This is a genomic window from Variovorax gracilis (assembly GCF_030317115.1).
GTDB classification, from domain to species: Bacteria; Pseudomonadota; Gammaproteobacteria; order Burkholderiales; family Burkholderiaceae_C; genus Variovorax; species Variovorax gracilis.
In genome coordinates, this window is the sequence record NZ_JASZYF010000099.1 from 1 (window position 1) to 1,200 (window position 1,200).

The window sequence follows — 1,200 nt, forward strand, 5'->3', positions numbered from 1 at the left end:
TGCGGATTCAACCGGTCGATGCAACACACTGAGAACTGCATAGGCAGAAGGAGTGTTGCAGATGAAGTACCGAACGCGAACCTACTACACCGACAATCAGAAAGCCTTGATGTGGGAGCGTTGGAAGGAAGGTGACAGCCTCCAACAGATCGCTCAGCTTTTCAACAGATCGCATTCGTCGGTAGAAGGAATTCTGTCGCGCACGGGCGGCATACGTCCGCCAGAGCGTCACCGTTGCGCGTTGGCGCTGACCTTGGCCGAGCGAGAGGAGATTTCGCGTGCCATGGCGGCGGGCTTCTCGATCCGCGCGATCGCCGTGATCCTTGGGCGAGCGCCTTCCAGCGTCAGCCGGGAAATCAAGCGCAATGGTGGTCAGGTGCGCTATCGGGCGACCGAGGCCGATGAGGCGGCCTGGAATCGGGCGCTTCGCCCCAAGAGCTGCAAGCTGATCCAGAACCGATCCTTGGCTTGCCTCGTAGCGACCAAGCTCCAGGCGCTGTGGTCGCCAGAGCAGATCTCAGGGTGGCTCAAGCATACTTATCCGTGCGATGAGGACTACCAGGTGTCACACGAGACCATCTACCGCAGCCTCTTCATTCAGGCCCGCGGCGCCTTGAAGAAGGAGCTGTTGCAGTATCTGAGGCGTACGCGAGTCATGCGCCGCTCGCGCCATCACACGCAGAAGACCGACAACCGCGGAATCCTTGAAGCGGTATCGATCAGCGAGCGCCCGGCCGCGGTAGAAGATCGGGCGGTGCCCGGTCACTGGGAAGGCGACCTCCTGTTCGGAGGAACGAGCAGTCGGATTGCCACACTGGTCGAGCGCCAGACACGCTACGTGATGCTGGTGAAGCTCAACGGGGCGGACACCGAGACGGTCGTCAATGCGCTGATCAAGAATGCCCGCAAGCTGCCGCAGGAGCTCTACAAGTCGCTGACCTGGGATCGAGGCACGGAGATGGCGGGTCACAAGCGCTTCACACTGGCGACTGACATCAAGGTCTATTTCTGCGATCCCCACAATCCTTGGCAACGCGGAACCAACGAGAACACCAACGGCCTGCTCAGGCAGTACTTCCCCAAAGGAATCGATCTCTCGAGATACTCGCAAGCCAAGCTGAATGCTGTTGCGAGGCAATTGAACGAGCGTCCAAGGAAGACTCTAGACTTCCATACACCCGCTGAAATGTTCAGCCAAAC

1 protein-coding gene is annotated in these 1,200 nt (G+C 59.3%); it reads left to right on the forward strand.

Annotated features, from left to right (window positions below):
• Nucleotides 1-61 precede the first annotated feature (61 nt).
• Nucleotides 62-1,200: IS30 family transposase (locus QTH97_RS36910; protein WP_286573748.1), on the forward strand; the 1,139-nt coding region annotated here is incomplete at its 3' end.